The sequence below is a fragment of the Pseudomonas sp. B13(2017) genome (assembly GCF_002113245.1).
GTDB classification, from domain to species: domain Bacteria; phylum Pseudomonadota; class Gammaproteobacteria; order Pseudomonadales; family Pseudomonadaceae; genus Aquipseudomonas; species Aquipseudomonas putida_Z.
Map to the genome: position 1 here is coordinate 176481 of NZ_NEJX01000006.1, position 16436 is coordinate 192916.

At 64.4% G+C, this 16436-nt stretch carries 12 protein-coding genes and 1 pseudogene; 9 read left to right on the forward strand and 4 right to left on the reverse strand.

What is annotated here, in order from left to right; genetic code table 11:
• Window positions 1-47: 47 nt before the first annotated feature.
• Window positions 48-2348, reverse strand: a complete 2301-nt coding sequence (locus CAG44_RS10865) for a fatty acid cis/trans isomerase (RefSeq protein WP_085692122.1) — start codon at window positions 2346-2348, stop codon at window positions 48-50.
• Window positions 2349-2531: 183 nt separating this feature from the next.
• Here CAG44_RS10865 and metH point away from each other — a divergent pair, with 183 nt between their 5' ends.
• Window positions 2532-6239 carry a methionine synthase gene (gene metH, locus CAG44_RS10875; RefSeq protein WP_085663175.1) on the forward strand — a complete coding sequence of 1236 codons (3708 nt, stop codon included), beginning with the start codon at window positions 2532-2534 and terminating at the stop codon, window positions 6237-6239.
• Between the two features lie 171 nt (window positions 6240-6410).
• Window positions 6411-6626, forward strand: a complete 216-nt coding sequence (locus CAG44_RS10880) for a DUF2970 domain-containing protein (RefSeq protein WP_046615696.1) — start codon at window positions 6411-6413, stop codon at window positions 6624-6626.
• 330 nt (window positions 6627-6956) lie between these two features.
• Here CAG44_RS10880 and CAG44_RS10885 read toward each other — a convergent pair whose 3' ends face one another.
• Complete coding sequence (locus CAG44_RS10885; protein ID WP_085692123.1) at window positions 6957-8033, reverse strand: ABC transporter substrate-binding protein; 1077 nt, start codon at window positions 8031-8033, stop codon at window positions 6957-6959.
• 212 nt (window positions 8034-8245) lie between these two features.
• Between CAG44_RS10885 and CAG44_RS10890 the strand changes: the two genes are divergently transcribed.
• From CAG44_RS10890 to CAG44_RS27805, 7 genes and pseudogenes are all read left to right on the forward strand, one after another.
• Window positions 8246-9898: a nitrite/sulfite reductase gene (locus CAG44_RS10890; protein WP_085692124.1), complete on the forward strand. Its 1653-nt coding sequence runs from the start codon at window positions 8246-8248 to the stop codon at window positions 9896-9898.
• Window positions 9882-10376: a DUF934 domain-containing protein gene (locus CAG44_RS10895; RefSeq protein WP_025338480.1), complete on the forward strand. Its 495-nt coding sequence runs from the start codon at window positions 9882-9884 to the stop codon at window positions 10374-10376. Before CAG44_RS10890 ends, CAG44_RS10895 begins: the two co-directional genes overlap by 17 nt.
• Before the next feature lie 354 nt (window positions 10377-10730).
• Window positions 10731-11534: a 2,5-didehydrogluconate reductase DkgB gene (gene dkgB, locus CAG44_RS10900; RefSeq protein ID WP_085692125.1), complete on the forward strand. Its 804-nt coding sequence runs from the start codon at window positions 10731-10733 to the stop codon at window positions 11532-11534.
• Between the two features lie 4 nt (window positions 11535-11538).
• The gene (locus tag CAG44_RS10905) at window positions 11539-12492 is read left to right on the forward strand and encodes a TIGR03571 family LLM class oxidoreductase (RefSeq protein ID WP_085692126.1); all 954 of its coding nucleotides are present in this window, start codon (window positions 11539-11541) and stop codon (window positions 12490-12492) included.
• Complete coding sequence (locus CAG44_RS10910; protein WP_085592197.1) at window positions 12489-12833, forward strand: adenylate cyclase; 345 nt, start codon at window positions 12489-12491, stop codon at window positions 12831-12833. Before CAG44_RS10905 ends, CAG44_RS10910 begins: the two co-directional genes overlap by 4 nt.
• The gene (locus CAG44_RS10915) at window positions 12830-14005 is read left to right on the forward strand and encodes an MFS transporter (protein WP_085692127.1); all 1176 of its coding nucleotides are present in this window, start codon (window positions 12830-12832) and stop codon (window positions 14003-14005) included. The genes CAG44_RS10910 and CAG44_RS10915 overlap by 4 nt, the downstream gene beginning before the upstream one ends.
• Before the next feature lie 207 nt (window positions 14006-14212).
• A pseudogene (locus CAG44_RS27805) lies at window positions 14213-14350 on the forward strand (DUF1348 family protein); the annotation flags it as partial.
• Here the strand turns inward: CAG44_RS27805 and CAG44_RS10925 are convergent.
• Together CAG44_RS10925 and CAG44_RS10930 are read right to left on the reverse strand one after the other, a co-directional pair.
• The gene (locus CAG44_RS10925; protein ID WP_085592955.1) at window positions 14351-15706 is read right to left on the reverse strand and encodes an ATP-binding protein; all 1356 of its coding nucleotides are present in this window, start codon (window positions 15704-15706) and stop codon (window positions 14351-14353) included.
• Window positions 15703-16413 (reverse strand): response regulator, encoded by a 711-nt coding sequence (locus CAG44_RS10930; RefSeq protein WP_085592953.1) that lies wholly within the window; start codon window positions 16411-16413, stop codon window positions 15703-15705. The genes CAG44_RS10925 and CAG44_RS10930 overlap by 4 nt, the downstream gene beginning before the upstream one ends.
• Window positions 16414-16436 lie beyond the last annotated feature (23 nt).

Here is a 16436-nt window from a genome sequence, read left to right on the forward strand (position 1 = left end):
CCCAGCAAGTCCGACCACAGGGTAATCGGAAAGGTCAGCCCAACCGATCAGAGGTTCTCGTAGCGGTTCATGTCCAGCACGCCCGCCTCGACCGGTTCGGTCTCCTTGATGAAGCTGTTCAGGTCATGGAAGTAGCGCCAGAACTCTGGGTGACTGCGACGCACACCCCAACGCATGACGATGCGCTCGAACCTGGCCGGGTCATCTTTCGCATACTCCATGTCCTCGACGAACTCCGGCACATCCTTGGTCGGGATGTTGAAGATGAAGTTGGGGTAGCTGCTGAGCACGCCCGGGTACAGCGTCAGGGTATCCAGCCCCGGCTGGTAGCGGTACGCCTCGCCCAGCAGGAACGCCACGTTGCTGTGCGCGCGGTTGCGCAGCAGGCTGTACACCTGGCGCAGGCCGCCCTGCCCTTCGATGCGCAGCATGGTCGCTTCGGGCAGCTGGTTGATCACCCTCAACCCGGCAGCCGGGCGCGACACCAGGCGGCTGAGCGACTGCTCGGCATTGCGGAACTCTTCGCTCACCTGCGGTCGCGAGCAGAATGCGCCCTGGCAGCGGTTGATCGGGTCAGGCGCGGCATTCAGGCTGCCGGTACGCTGCAACAGCTTCAGGCCGAAGTCGCGCTTGGGGTTGCGCGGGTCGAGCTGGATGCCGCTCGGGGTGTCGGTGTCGATGTCTTCATAATCCATCCACATCTTCACCTTGCCGCTGTTCTGGTACCAGTCGCCGAGGATCGCCTTGCGCTGGTCGGCCGGCATCAGGCGCAGGAAGTTGACCTCGGCGCCGTTGCGGATCAGGTCGAAGTACAGGCGCGTCTGCAACTGGTGCGAGACGTTGCCGAACACATCGAAGTTGACCGCCAGCTGGTAATAGGTGCGCTCGAACAACGGGTAGTCGAACAGCCACACGGTCAGCGGCACATCACCGATCAGGCCCTTGGTCACCGACGCGCTGTCGAAGTGGCGGAAAATGCTCAGCAACGCGTTGTCGTTACCGGCCCACAGCGTCGCCCAGCCCGGCGCCGGCATGTCGGCATAGGCTTCGCGGCGCAGTTTCTCGTACTCGTTGCGCTTGTCACGGTAGGCGTGCCACAGGCTCAGCACGCTGCCCACGTCATCGATCTGCCCAGGCATGGCCAGCAGCGGCGTGGCCTCGCCACGGTACTTGGCATCGGTGATGTAGCGGTCGTGGGCCGGCTCCTGGAACAACGCCCAGAAGTTGTCGCGGATCACGTCGGTGGCAATCTGCCCACGGCATACCGGGCCACGGATGAAGGTGCGCACGAAGTACTCGGCGTTATCCAGCATGAACTGGTAGCGCGCCACGGCCGGGATCGCTTCGAAGGTTTCGAACGGGTTGGCCCGGTGGCGCGGGCCGTAGCCTGGCAGCGCGGTGGCATGCCAGTCGCCGGCGTAGAACAGTTGCTTGACCCGCTTGAGCTTCTGCGGCCCCATCGGGTAGGTGATGTGCGTCTTGTGCACGATCACGCCCTGCACCGGGATCAACCGGTAGTAGAAGTCGGTGCCCGGCGGGTCGTTGGGGCGGCGCGTGGCGATCAGGTCGACCGGCTGGCCGCTCGGTGTACGCGAACGTACCCACTGGAAGAAGTGGCCCTGCTCGCCACCAACGAAATAGATGTGCGCCAGGAACAGGTGCTCGTACAGCCAGCGGCCGACCAGCGCCTCGGTGGAGCCCGGGCGGTTGAGCAGCTCTTCCCAGTCGGCAATCTGCTTGGCTTCGGCCGCACTTGGCTTGATCGGCTGGTACTCGACCGGCGCACCGGCGGCCAGCCAGCGGCGCATGGTGTCGTATTCCTTGTCGGTCAGGCCGGTCACCGCCAGTGGCATGCCTTCCTTGGGGTGGGCGCCGGCATAGGCATCGAACTCATGCGGCAACGGGCACATGTTGTTGCGGTTCAGGCCCAGGACGATTTCCTCGGGCAGCTTGGCGTTGGGCGTGAGCGGGGTTTTGTGCCCCAGCTCGAGCATGCGCGCCATCAGCGCGGCCTGGCTGCCCTGGTTGTCCAGCACCGAGTAGAAGCCCTTCTTGCGCCACTCGCCCTCGTTGTGGGCGTCGTAGAACAGCCGCGTGGTGGGCACTGCCTTGCTGCGCTCGCCCTGGTACACCGGAACCTTGGTGGCGCCGCGCACCGCGCCTTCGGGGCTTTCCAGCTTCAGCTGGCAGGCGGCGTCGTTGCAGGCGTGGCAGGCCACGCATTTCTCGGTGAAGATCGGTTGAATGTCCCGGGTGTAGGAAATAGCCGGGCTCGACTGGGGGGCTTGCCCGAACGCCACACTGCTGATGAGCAGGGCGAAAACGCCGGCAAGAATACGATGCACCATGTGCGGAAAGTCCTGGGTATTGAAAGCCATCACGATTTGTTGCCTGGTCGTCCTTGGGTGCCCTGCTTCGCCGACGCCCGCCCAACATGAGCCATTTTCATGCAAATGGGCGATGCGCCTAAAAACCGCGCAGCTTTGTTATGATTCTGCACCTTCTGAAATTTGCCCGACCAGGTAGTTCCTATGTCCGACCGCAGCGCTCGTCTCCAAGCACTCCAGAACGCACTCAAAGAGCGCATCCTGATCCTCGACGGCGGCATGGGTACTATGATCCAAAGCTACCGGCTCGAGGAACACGACTATCGTGGCACGCGTTTCGCCGATTGGCCAAGCGATGTCAAGGGTAACAACGACCTGTTGCTGCTCAGCCGCCCGGATGTGATCGCCGCCATCGAAAAGGCCTACCTGGATGCCGGCGCCGATATCCTCGAAACCAACACCTTCAACGCCACGCAGATTTCCCAGGCCGACTACGGCATGGAGTCGCTGGTCTACGAGCTGAACGTCGAGGGCGCGCGCATCGCCCGCCAGGTGGCCGATGCCAAGACCCTGGAAACCCCGCACAAGCCGCGCTTCGTCGCCGGCGTGCTCGGCCCTACCAGCCGCACCTGCTCGATTTCCCCGGACGTCAACGACCCCGGCTACCGCAACGTCACTTTCGATGAGCTGGTAACGAACTACATCGAGGCCACCCGCGGCCTGATCGAGGGCGGCGCCGACCTGCTGCTGATCGAGACCATCTTCGACACCCTCAACGCCAAGGCGGCGATCTTCGCCGTGCAGCAGGTGTTCGAGGAAGACGGCATCGAACTGCCAATCATGATCTCCGGCACCATCACCGACGCCTCGGGCCGTACCCTGTCGGGCCAGACCACCGAAGCGTTCTGGAACTCGGTGCGCCACGCCAAGCCGATTTCCGTGGGCCTGAACTGCGCCCTCGGCGCCAAGGACCTGCGCCCCTACCTGGAAGAGCTGGCGACCAAGGCCGACACCCATGTCTCGGCCCACCCCAACGCCGGCCTGCCGAACGCCTTCGGTGAATACGACGAAACCCCGGCGGAAATGGCCGTGGTGGTCGAGGAATTCGCCGCCAGCGGCTTCCTCAACATCATCGGCGGCTGCTGCGGCACCACCCCGGGCCACATCCAGGCCATCGCCGAGGCCGTGGCCAAGTACAAGCCGCGCGAGATTCCGGAAATCGCCAAGGCCTGCCGCCTGTCGGGCCTGGAGCCGTTCACCATCGACCGCCAGTCGCTGTTCGTCAACGTCGGCGAGCGCACCAACATCACCGGCTCCGCCAAGTTCGCCCGGCTGATCCGTGAAGAGAACTACACCGAAGCCCTGGAAGTCGCCCTGCAGCAGGTCGAGGCCGGCGCCCAGGTGATCGACATCAACATGGACGAAGGGATGCTCGACTCCCAGGCCGCCATGGTCCGCTTCCTCAACCTGATCGCCGGCGAGCCGGACATCTCGCGCGTGCCGATCATGATCGACTCGTCCAAGTGGGAAGTGATCGAAGCGGGCCTCAAGTGCATCCAGGGCAAGGGCATCGTCAACTCCATTTCCATGAAGGAAGGCGTCGAGCAGTTCAAGCACCACGCCCGCCTGTGCAAGCGCTATGGCGCTGCCGTGGTGGTGATGGCCTTCGACGAAGTCGGCCAGGCCGACACTGCCGCGCGCAAGAAGGAAATCTGCCAGCGCAGCTACGACATCCTGGTCAATGAAGTGGGCTTCCCGCCGGAAGACATCATCTTCGACCCGAACATCTTCGCCGTCGCCACCGGCATCGAGGAGCACAACAACTACGCCGTCGATTTCATCGAGGCCTGTGCCTACATCCGCGACCACCTGCCGCACGCCCTGAGTTCGGGCGGTGTGTCCAACGTGTCGTTCTCGTTCCGTGGCAACAACCCGGTGCGTGAAGCCATCCACTCGGTGTTCCTGTACCACGCGATCCAGAACGGCCTGACCATGGGTATCGTCAACGCCGGCCAGCTGGAGATCTATGACGAGATCCCGGCTGCCCTGCGTGAAAAGGTCGAGGACGTGGTGCTCAACCGTACCCCGCATGGCACCGACGCACTGCTGGCCATCGCCGACGACTACAAGGGCGGCGGCGCAACCAAGGAAGTGGAAAACGAAGAGTGGCGCTCGCTGCCGGTGGAAAAACGCCTGGAGCACGCGCTGGTCAAGGGCATCACCGCGTTCATCGTCGAAGACACCGAGGAATGCCGCCAGCAGTGCGCCCGCCCGATCGAAGTGATCGAAGGCCCGCTGATGAATGGCATGAACGTGGTCGGCGACCTGTTCGGCGCGGGCAAGATGTTCCTGCCCCAGGTGGTCAAGTCGGCCCGCGTGATGAAACAGGCGGTAGCACACCTGATCCCGTTCATCGAAGCCGAGAAAGGCGACAAGCCGGAAGCCAAGGGCAAGATCCTGATGGCCACGGTAAAAGGCGACGTGCACGACATCGGCAAGAACATCGTCGGCGTGGTGCTGGGCTGCAACGGCTACGACATCGTCGACCTCGGCGTGATGGTGCCGGCCGAGAAGATCCTGCAAACCGCCCGCGACGAGAAGTGCGACATCATTGGCCTGTCCGGCCTGATCACGCCGTCGCTGGACGAGATGGTCCACGTTGCCCGCGAAATGCAGCGCCAGGGCTTCCAGTTGCCGCTGATGATCGGCGGCGCCACCACCTCCAAGGCGCATACCGCGGTCAAGATCGAGCCCAAGTACAGCAACGACGCCGTGGTCTACGTCACCGACGCCTCGCGTGCGGTGGGCGTTGCCACCCAGTTGCTGTCCAAGGAGCTGAAAGCCGGCTTCGTCGAGAAGACCCGCCAGGAATACGAAGAAGTACGCGAGCGCACCGCCAACCGCAGTGCCCGCACCGAGCGCCTGAGCTATGCCCAGGCTATCGCCGCCAAGCCGCAGTACGACTGGGCTGGCTACCAGCCAGCGGTGCCCTCCTTTACCGGCGTCAAGGTGCTGGAAGACATCGACCTGCGCACCCTGGCCGAGTACATCGACTGGACCCCGTTCTTCATTTCCTGGGACCTGGCCGGCAAGTTCCCGCGCATCCTCACCGACGAAGTGGTCGGCGAGGCGGCCACGGCGCTGTACAAGGACGCCCGCGAGATGCTCGACAAGCTGATCGACGAAAAGCTCATCAGCGCCCGCGCGGTGTTCGGCTTCTGGCCGGCCAACCAGGTGGCCGATGACGATATCGAGGTGTACGGCGAGGACGGCCAGGCCCTGGCTACCCTGCACCACCTGCGCCAGCAGACCATCAAGCCGGACGGCAAGCCCAACTGGTCGCTGGCCGACTTCGTCGCGCCGAAGGCCAGTGGCGTTACCGACTACGTGGGCGGTTTCATCACCACCGCCGGCATCGGTGCCGAGGAAGTGGCCAAGGCCTACCAGAACAAGGGCGACGACTACAGCTCGATCATGGTCAAGGCCCTGGCCGACCGCCTGGCCGAGGCCTGTGCCGAATGGCTGCACGAGCAGGTGCGTAAAGAGCACTGGGGTTATGCCCGCGACGAACACCTGGACAACGAGGCGCTGATCAAGGAGCAGTACCGCGGCATTCGCCCGGCCCCCGGCTACCCGGCCTGCCCGGACCACACCGAGAAGGAAACCCTGTTCCGCCTGCTTGACGGCACTGCCATCGGCGAGACCGGGCCGAGCGGCGTGTTCCTCACCGATCACTTCGCGATGTTCCCGGCGGCGGCGGTCAGCGGCTGGTACTTTGCCCACCCACAGGCGCAGTACTTTGCCGTGGGCAAGGTCGACAAGGACCAGATCGAGCGCTACAGCGCGCGCAAGGGCCAGGATGTGAGTGTCAGCGAGCGCTGGTTGGCGCCTAACCTGGGTTACGACAGCTAAATCGGCGTTGGCGTCTTCGCGGGCTCGCCCGCTCCCACAGGGACCGCACTGCTCTTCAGGGTTGCGCAGTATCTGTGGGAGCGGGCAAGCCCGCGAAGAGGCCGGCAAGGCCAACCTCAGCCTCATTGCCTACACTGTCCCTGATTGCCTCTGATTTCCTCAGGAGCCACCATGGACGATTCCAGCCAGGGCAAGCCCCCTACCTTCTGGCAGATGTTGCACAGCATCCTCGCTGCCGCCTTCGGCGTGCAAAGCGGCAAGAACCGCGCCCGCGACTTCACCCACGGCAAGGCCAGCCATTTCATTGCGCTGGGGACGCTGTTCACCCTGGTGTTCATTGCCGTGCTGATCGGCCTGGTGCAGTTGGCCATGCACCTTGCTCGCTAGCCTTTGAAGGGCAGTGATTTACCTGTGGGAGCGGGCAAGCCCCGCGAAAGGGCCGGCACAGGCAAAGCAAAAACGCCTGCGGGACTCCCTCCCGCAGGCGCTCTGGCTGCATCACGGTCTTGAATACAAGTCTACTGGTGGCTGACCCAATACACGGCAGTGACCACCACCAGAACGATCAGGCAGAGGATCGCCCAGGCATCGACGCTGCTGTCAGCTTTGCGGACCTTGGTTGAGTTTCCCATTGCATTGCCTCTTGTAGTGGTTATGGGAATGCACTTCACCTCCAGCAGTTAAGACGAGCAATGCCCTTCCCTCAAGCAGGGTCTTTCAATAATTGATCGGTGATGTCAGAAACGGGTACTGGTAGTCGGGCGGCCGCCCTTCGGCACTGTAATGCTGGAAATCGATGCCGTAGTCCGGCCGCTCCAGCAGTTTCAGCCAACGGGTTGCCTTGGCCTGGTCGATCGGCTGCAACACCGGCACGCGATGCTCGCGCAGGCCATCACGGTTCACTGCCAGCCCCTGGGCATCATCGTGCAGCATCACCATGGCCCAGCCGCCGAGGGTGAAATGCCCGCCCATCAGCACGCTCAGGCGCCCGTCGATACGTGCGTGCAGGGCCTCTGGCGAGCTGTTGACGGCGCTGAACAGCACATCGCGCCCCGGCTTGCGCCCCGCCTCCTCGAACGCCTGCATGGCACCAAAGGCCATTTCGTCATTGGCCGACCACACCAGGCGGGTGGCCGGGTAGCGCTCCAGCAGTTGCTGCGCCTGCTCGTAGGCGCGCTGGCGGCTCCAGCCGCCATATACCACCTGGCGCAGGCGCACCTGGGGGAAGTCGGCCAGGGCCCGGCGCATGCCTTCCTCGCGCAGTTGCGAGGCCGGGGTGGTCTTGACCCCGGCAAACGCCAGCAGGTCCACCGGCCCGCTGTCACGGGGCAATTGCGCGACCATCTGGTGCAACATCTGGAAGCCCGCCTGCTCGTCGTTGGCCGTCAAGGTGCCCAGCAGCTCGGCATACTTGTCGGGCTGGGCCTCGATGCTGCGGGCCTGGCTGGCAGTCAGGCCGTTGTTGACCAGGAACAGCTTGACCCCGCTGCCGCGCGACAGGCGGATGATCTCCGGCGCCACGTACTGCTCGTTGACCAGTACCAGGTAATCCGGGCGCTGCGGCCCGCCCAGGATCGCCCTGGCCTGGGTCAGCGCCAGGTCGGCGCGGCGTTCGCTGTACTCCACGCGCAGGGTCATGCCCAGCTCGTCCGCGGCGGCCTGCATGAAGCGTGTATAACTGGTCCAGAACGTCTCGGTGGACAGCCCCGGGTTGAGGAAAACCACCGAAGCCGGCTGCGCGCTTGCCGCCAGCGGCAAGGCAAGACACAAGCTTTGGCACAACGCCTTGAGCATGGGTGACATCCCTGCGATGCAAACATCGGATTATAAACGCCAGGCCACATCCAGCGCACAAATGGCAGTCAGTCTCACATAGTCCATTTGGTTCTTTTCATATGCAAAAACATCACTTTAGCGCATAAACGCAACCTGCTATCGTTCCCCGGCTCCGAAGCGGAGTGCGCGGCCGTGCGCGCGAATAGCTGCATGCCTGAGACAGGACTTTTATGTACGTATACGACGAGTACGATCAGCGGATCATCGAGGACCGCGTCAAGCAGTTCCGTGATCAGACCCGCCGCTATCTGGCCGGTGAGCTGAGCGAAGAAGAATTCCGCCCTCTGCGCCTGCAGAACGGCCTTTACATCCAACGTTTCGCACCGATGCTGCGCGTCGCCGTGCCGTACGGCCAGCTGAACGCCACCCAGGTCCGCACCCTGGCCAGGATCGCCCGCGACTACGACAAGGGCTACGCCCACATCTCCACCCGCCAGAACGTGCAGTACAACTGGCCGGCACTGGAAGACATCCCGGACATCCTCGCCGAACTGGCCACCGTGCAGATGCACGCGATCCAGACCAGCGGCAACTGCCTGCGCAACACCACCACCGACCAGTTCGCCGGTGTAGCCGCAGACGAGATCGTCGACCCGCGCCCGTGGTGCGAAATCGTCCGCCAGTGGACCACCTTCCACCCGGAATTCGCCTACCTGCCGCGCAAGTTCAAGATTGCCATCAACGGCTCGCAGGAAGACCGCGCCGCCATCGAAGTGCACGACATCGGCCTGGAGCCGGTGCGCAATGCCGCTGGCGAGCTGGGCTTCCGTGTGCTGGTCGGTGGCGGCCTGGGCCGTACCCCGGTGGTGGGCTCGTTCATCAACGAGTTCCTGCCGTGGCAGGACCTGATCAGCTACCTCGACGCCATCCTGCGCGTGTACAACCGTTACGGTCGCCGTGACAACAAGTACAAGGCGCGGATCAAGATCCTGGTCAAGGCCCTTACCCCGGAAGTGTTCGCCGAGAAGGTCGAGGCCGAAATGGTCCACCTGCGCGGCGGCAGCACCACGCTGACCGAAGCCGAAGTGCAGCGTGTATCGCGCCACTTCGTCGACCCGGCCTACCTGGCCCTGGACAACGTCGACTACACCGCCCAGGACGCCGAGTACCCAGGCTTCGCCCGCTGGCGCTCGCGCAACACCCGCGCCCACAAGCGCCCTGGCTACGTGGCCGTGACCCTGTCGCTGAAGCCCACCGGCGTTGCCCCGGGCGACCTGACCGACAAGCAGCTGGACGCCGTGGCCGACCTGGCCGAGCGCTACAGCTTCGGCTTCCTGCGCACTTCGCACGAGCAGAACATCATCCTCGCCGACGTCGAGCAGCGCCAGCTGCACGCCCTGTGGCTGGAACTGCGCGAAAGCGGCTTTGCCACCCCGAACATCGGCCTGCTGACCGACATCATCTGCTGCCCGGGTGGTGACTACTGCTCGCTGGCCAACGCCAAGTCGATCCCGATCGCCGAATCCATCCAGCGCCGCTTCGACGACCTGGACTACCTGTTCGACATCGGCGAGATCGACCTGAACATCTCCGGCTGCATGAACGCCTGCGGCCACCACCACGTGGGCCACATCGGCATCCTCGGCGTGGACAAGAAGGGCGAGGAGTTCTACCAGGTGTCGCTGGGCGGCAATGCCGCGCGTGGCGCGAGCCTGGGCAAGATCCTCGGCCCGTCCTTCGCACAGGATGACATGGCCGATGTGATCGAGAAGCTGATCGCCGTGTACGTCGAGCAACGTACCGAGGAAGAGCGTTTCATCGACACCTACCAGCGTATCGGCATCGACCCCTTCAAGGAACGCGTCTATGCAGCGAATCATTAAGAACAACCAGATCGTCGACGAAACCTGGCATCTGCTGCCCAAGGAAACGTCCTTTGACGAGCTGACCAACTGCGACGACTACATCGTCCCGCTGCAGATGTGGCGCGACCATGCCCACGTACTCAAGGCCCGCGACGGCGGCCTGGGCGTGTGGCTGGACAGCGACGAGCAAGCGGAAGAAATCGGCGAGGACGTGCAGCACTTCCAGGTCATCGCACTGAACTTCCCGGCGTTCACCGACGGGCGCAGCTACTCCAATGCGCGCCTGCTGCGTGACCGCTACAAGTTCAAGGGCGAGCTGCGCGCCATTGGCGACGTGCTGCGCGACCAGCTGTTCTTCATGGCCCGTTGCGGTTTTGACGCGTTCGCCATCCGTGCCGACAAGGACCCGGAAGACGCGCTGCAAAGCCTGAAGGACTTCTCGGTGACCTACCAGGCCGCCACCGACGAGCCGCTGCCGCTGTTCCGCCGCCGCTGATCGTCACCTTGCAATGCCAGACGGCCCGCCTATATGGCGGGCCGTTTCGTTTTCCTGTACCGGCCTCTTCGCGGGCTTGCCCGCTCCCACAGGTACACCGCAGGCTTCAAGGACTGTGGCATTCCTGTGGGAGCGGGCAAGCCCGCGAAGAGGCCGGTACAGGAAGAATCTGCTATTCCAGCAACACAGTCACGACTTTGCCGCTGATTCTTGACTGTGAATCAAATGACCTTGGCCCCGCCCCACCTTAATCAATCCCCCTCAAAGCCGCACACTGCTCCCCACACGAAGAGCGATCGAACCCGAGCGACCAGGCTCGATTCGGCTCACCCCTCACTCACCAGGAGCAGATCCATGAGCATTCCATCCTTCGGCCTCGGCACCTTCCGCCTCACCGGCCAAGCCGTCATCGATTCGGTCAAGTCGGCCCTGGAACTGGGCTACCGGGTCATCGACACCGCGCAGATCTACCAGAACGAAGCCGACGTCGGCCAGGCCATCGCCGAAAGCGGCGTCAAGCGCGACGAGCTGTTCATCACCACCAAGATCTGGGTCGAAAACTACGCCGCCGACAAGCTGATCCCCAGCCTGCGCGACAGCCTGCAGAAACTGCGCACCGACTACGTCGACCTGCTGCTGATCCACTGGCCTGCCCCAGGCAACGGCGTTGAGCTGCCCGAGTACATGGCCGCCCTGGCCGAAGCCAAGGAGCTGGGCCTGACCCGCCAGATCGGTGTGTCCAACTTCAACATCGAACTGACCCGCCAGGCCATCGAAGTGGTCGGCAAAGGCGAAATCGCCACCAACCAGATCGAACTCAGCCCGTACCTGCAGAACAGCAAGCTTACCGCGTTCCTCAAGGAGCAAGGCGTCACCGTCACCTCGTACATGACCCTGGCCTACGGCAAGGTGCTGAAGGACCCGGTTCTGGCCGACATCGCCGCCAAGCACAAGGCCACCGTCGCCCAGGTTGCCCTGGCCTGGGCCCTGCAGCTGGGCTACGCGGTGATCCCGTCGTCGACCAAGCGCGAAAACCTGGCCAGCAACCTGCTCGCCCGTGACCTGAAGCTGGACGCCGACGACATGGCACGCATCGCCAAGCTCGAACGCAATGGCCGCGAAGTCAGCCCTGACGGCCTGGCGCCAATCTGGGATTGATACCATGACCACGCCCCTCGAACGCCTGACCGCTGGCGGCTTCAGCATCGGCCTGGAAGCACCGCTGGACCACGACTGGACGCCCGCCGGCGACCAGGCGCGGCGCCGCGATGGCCGCCAGTTCGGCGAGCCGGACCTGGCCCGCCACGCAGAACTGGCACAACTGGCCGACCGCCTGGGCTACCGCGCCCTGTGGGTCCGCGATGTGCCGCTGTACGACCCGTCGTTCGGCGACGCCGCCCAGGTGTTCGAGGTGTTTGCCTACCTCGGCTACCTGGCCGGGGTAACCCGCGACATCCTGCTTGGCACGGCTGCCGTGGTACTGCCGATTCGCGAACCGCTGCTGACCCTGAAATCGGCCAACAGCGTGCAGCGCCTCAGTGGCAACCGCCTGCTGCTGGGCGTGGCCAGTGGTGACCGGCCGGTGGAGTACCCACTGTTCGGTCGGGATTTCGAGGGGCGTGGCAACACCTTCCGCGAACAGGTCGCGCTGTTGCGTGATGGTGCCAACGGCCACCTGCCCGAAGGGATGGCCGTGCTACCCAGCACCGCTTCGCCGCTACCGTTGCTGGTAGCCGGCCTGGCCCAGCAGAGCCCGGCATGGATCGGCAGCAACCTGGACGGCTGCCTGGCCTACCCCGGCACAGCGGACGACCACCGGCAGCGGGTCGCCGCCTGGCGCGCGGTGGCGGGTAACAAGCCCTACAGCAGCTTCATCCACCTGGACCTGGCGGACAACCCCGACGAACCGCTGCAACGCTGGCGCTTCGGTTTCCGCGGCGGCCGCAAGGCGCTGGCGGCCGAGCTCGGCGCCCTGCGTGCGGCAGGCGTCGACCATATCGGCCTGCACCTGCGGCGTAACGTGCGGCCGCTGGACGAAACCCTGCGCGAAATCGCCGAATACGTATTGCCACAATTCCATGAGACAAAAGCCCAACTGACGGAGGCCACCCCATGAGCACCCCAACCCCACTGCCGGCCTTCGCAGGCCGCAGCTTCCAGGTCGAATACCCCGGCCTGGCCGCGCACAACATCTATTCCGCCGATGGCCGCCGCGTAAGCTACGCCATCGTTTCCGGCCCTTACGCTGGCGCCAGCGGCGAAGCCGAATGCCAGTGGCGGCAGATTGCCGAAGGGGTCTACGTGATCTCCTGGCAGGAAGCCGACGGCGCCACCGTGGTGCATGTCGATGACTTCGCCAACGGCCATTCGCAGGCCTTCTTCACCGCCAGCGACCTGACCTTCTACCGTATGCAAGGGCCATTGACCGAACTGGACACGCAGGAGCCTGCGCAATGAAAGCCGGGCACGTCCTGTTTGCCCTGGCCATCGGCGCCTTCGGCATCGGCACCACCGAGTTCACCCCGATGGGCCTGCTGCCGGTGATCGCCCAAGGTGTCGATGTCAGCATCCCCAGCGCTGGCATGCTGATTACCGCCTATGCCATCGGGGTGATGGTCGGTGCGCCGATCATGACCTTGCTTTTCAGCCGTTTCGGCAAGCGCGCCGCGCTGATGGCGCTGATGGCCATCTTCACCCTCGGCAACCTGCTGTCGTCGCTGTCACCGGACTACTACACCCTGCTCGCCTCGCGCCTGGTCACCAGCCTCAACCACGGCGCGTTCTTCGGCCTTGGCGCGGTAGTGGCCGCCAGCGTGGTGCCCAAGGAGAAACAGGCCAGTGCCGTGGCCACCATGTTCATGGGCCTGACCATCGCCAACATCGGCGGCGTGCCGGCCGCCACCTGGATCGGCCAGCAGGTTGGCTGGCGCATGGCCTTTGCGGGTACCGCCGTGCTGGGCCTGCTGGCCATGGCCGCGCTGTGGTATGCCCTGCCCAAGGGTGAACGCGGCAGCGTGCCGCACGTGCGCAAGGAGCTGGCGGTCATCGCCCGCCCCAGTGTGCTGCTGGCAATGGCCACCACCGTGCTCGGTGCCGGCGCCATGTTCACCTTGTACACCTACGTGGCACCGGTACTGGCCGAACTGACCGGCGCCTCGGACAGTTTCGTCACCCTCGGCCTGGTGCTGATCGGTGTGGGCTTCACCCTGGGCAACAGCCTGGGTGGCCGCCTGGCCGACTGGTCGCTGGATGGGGCGGCGCGGATCTTCCTCGCGGCACTGGCGGTGATCATGCTACTGATGCCGCTGGTGCTGGGCAGCCACATCGGCGCCGCCATCGCCTTGCTGGTGTGGGGCATGTTCACCTTTGCCGTGGTACCGCCGCTGCAGATGCGGGTGATGATCGCCGCCATCGAAGCACCGGGGCTGGCCTCGTCGATCAACGTCGGCGCGTTCAACCTTGGCAATGCCGTGGGCGCGGCGCTGGGTGGTGCGGTGATCAGCCTGGACCTGGGCTATGCGGCAGTGCCGATGGCAGGTGGCGTGCTGGCGGCTGCCGGGCTGCTGTTGGTGTGGCTGGGCGGGCGTAGCAAGGCTGCCGGGAAAACCGCAGCCGACGCAGCCTGCTAGAGCCCCCCCTCCTGTGGGAGCGGCCTTGTGTCGCGAAAGGGCTGCATCGCAGCCCCGGCAACCTATGCATCACAGCTGAAATCCCGGGGCCGCGTTGCGGCCCTTTCGCGACACAAGGCCGCTCCCACAGGGATTGCGCAAGCTTTCAGATTTGAGCAAGACAGTTGCCCCATCTCGAGCGGTCTCAATTGTTCCACGCACTGCAATTTTGCCGAGGACGGGCTGATGCAGAACCGTCATTCGAGCATCAACGAGCACCCTATCAACGAAGCCGAGCGCAAGTTCCGCTGGCCGTTGGGCCGGCGCCCGGATGATCACCCCGGGCTCAGCGAACTGGGGCTCTGATCAGCCCTGCGGCAGCATGACCCTGACTTCCAGCCCGCCACCCGGGCGGTTGCCCAGGGTCACGCTGCCCCCCTGCTCCAGCACGATGGCCCGTGCTGCGGGCAGGCCCAAACCAACGCCACCGGTATTGCGGTTGCGTGAACCTTCGATACGGTAGAACGGCGCGAATACCTGCTCATGCAGCTCCGGCGCGATGCCCGGCCCGCGATCCAGCACGGTAATCTCGATCTGCCTGGCGCTTACCGCCAGCACCACCGTTGGCTCACAGCCGTATTTCGCTGCATTGTCGATCAAGTTGACCAGCACGCGCTTGATACCCACGGGCCGCCCCGTGTACACACAGCGGCGCGGCCCGCTGAGGCCGACCTCGACCCCCGCGTCCTTGAAATCGTCCACCACGGTCAGCAGCAACTCGCCCAGGTCGAACACGGTCGTCTGTTCCAGCCGTGCGTCATCACGGAAGAACTCCAACGCCGCATCGACCATCGCCTGCATCTCGTCGACGTCCTTGAACAACTTGGCCTGTAGCTGGGCGTCGTCGATGAATTCGGCGCGCAAGCGCATGCGCGTCAGCGGTGCACGCAAGTCATGGGAAATGGCCGCAAGCATCTGGGTGCGGTCGTTGAGAAAATGCTTGAGCTGCGCCTGGGTGGCATTGAACGCAAGAATGGCCTGGCGCAGGTCGTGCGGGCCGACCACCGGAATGGGCGGGGCGTTGAAGTCCTTGCCAAAACGCCGCGCACCTTCGGCAAAGCGTTCCAGCGGCTTGGCCAGGTAACGCGTGGCCAGCAGCGCGACGGCAAGGCTGGAAACCAGCATCAGGCCGAGGATGATCAGGTTGCGCGGCAGTTCATCCAGGCCCCAGCTACGGCTGGTGGCACGGAACAGCACCCAGGACTTGTCGCTCAGCTCGATCATCAGCGCATAGCCACGTTCAGGTGCGTACTCCGGCATGTCGGACGGTTCGAAAGCCTCCACCCTGGCATCCGGGCGCTTTAGCAGTGCGCGCAGGATAGGCGTGCCCTCGCTGAACTCGGCATCGACCAGCACCGGCACGCCCGCTTCGTCATGGCGGCGCAGCCAGCGCACGGAATATGAGCCGTCGCCCGCCGCACTGGCGATGTTGGCACGCTGCGCCATGGGCGCGGCATCGAGGATGCGGGTGACCGCTGCAACCTTCTCGATCACCCCGCTCTCCAGCAGCGGTGGCTGCGCCCAGACACTCAGCAACAGGCTGAACAACCCCTTGAGCAGCAGCAGGAACAGCATCGCCGTCAGGGTGGTCAGCGCGATCCAGCGGGCAATGGTGATCCTGGGCCGTGGCAGGGCCTGGCGAACCCTGGCCAGCAGCTTCATCGCTTCGCGACCGTGGGCGTGAACAGGTAACCGGCGTTGCGCAGGGTACGGATCAAGGGCTCGTTGCCATTGTCGGTTTCAAGCTTGCGGCGCAGCCGGCTCACCTGGACGTCAATGCTGCGGTCATAGGCGTCGTAAGCATCGCCACGAGCCATGTCCAGCAACTGCTGGCGGCTGAGCACCCGCCGCGGATGCTCGGCGAACACCAGCAGCAACTCGAACTCACCGTTGGACAAGGGGATCATGACGTTGTCCGGCGAACGCAGCTCGCGCCGCACCACATCCAGCCGCCAGCCGGCAAACTCCAGGGTCGCGCAGGCATGGCCCGCCGTGCCACCGGCCGCTTCACCGGCACGGCGCAGCACTGCCCTCACCCGGGCCAGCAGTTCACGGGCGGCGAACGGTTTGGTCAGGTAGTCGTCTGCCCCCAGCTCCAGGCCAACCACCCGGTCACTCAACTCGCCCATCGCGGTGAGCATGATCACTGCCACCTTGTGCTCGGCCAGCAGGCGCTGGCACAGCACCAGGCCACTGTCGCCAGGCAGCATCACATCCAGAATGACCAGGTCCGGCACCCGCCGCTCGACGGCCTGCCACAGCGCCTTGCCATCCTTGGCCACATCAACCTCGTAGCCATGCTGGCAGAGAAATTTCTGCAGCAGGTCGAGCACCTCGACATCATCGTCGACTATCAGCAAATGGCTCACAAAAAAGCACCGCAAAACAAGGT